Origin of the sequence: Alistipes sp. CAG:29 (assembly GCF_000435435.1) — a bacterium.
Classification (GTDB): Bacteria; Bacteroidota; Bacteroidia; order Bacteroidales; family Rikenellaceae; genus Alistipes; species Alistipes onderdonkii.
This window is the reverse complement of the sequence record NZ_FR893484.1, coordinates 1-518: the sequence shown is the minus strand read 5'-3', so window position 1 is coordinate 518 and position 518 is coordinate 1. Positions and strand designations below refer to the sequence as shown.

Sequence of the window (518 nt, the reverse complement as noted above, 5' to 3'; positions counted from 1 at the left end):
CCGCTCCAGTCCGCTCCAGTCCGCACCGATGGCTTTTTTTTGCCCCGAAACGGTTGTAATATTGCACCGGGAACAGACCCGGCTATGGAAACCGTAACGGAGGATTTTCAAAACTTCTCTCAAAGATTCTCCGGCGCGGATTTTTGTTGTCGCCAGACAACAGCGAGCTGTACCTTTGTATGCCGAAAAGTTTTTCGGCATACGAAAGGTGCTCGCTCTGCGAGGCTGGGTGGCGTTCCCGAGTCACGCCACTTAAACTACCAGACTGATGACAACCACGAAAAAGAGGATCGGACGCCCGACAACAACAGACCCCAGGGTCCACAGGTATAATTTCAAACTCACCACGGAAGAGAATATCCGCTTTAAGCAGATGCTTTGTAAGGCAGGATTGGAACATAACCGCAGCCGGTTTATCGTCAAACGCATCTTCGCCGAGGAGTTCGTTGTCGTCAAACGCGACCCTTCGAAAGTGCAGTTTATTGCCCGTCTGAATGACTTTTATTTCCAATTTCAAA

At 50.0% G+C, this 518-nt stretch carries 1 protein-coding gene; it reads left to right on the top strand.

The annotated features are described in order from the left end of the window. Positions 1–268: 268 nt before the first annotated feature. Positions 269–518, top strand: a 250-nt coding sequence (locus QVP03_RS10620; protein WP_288210764.1) for a plasmid mobilization protein, incomplete at its 3' end; no start/stop codon positions are given.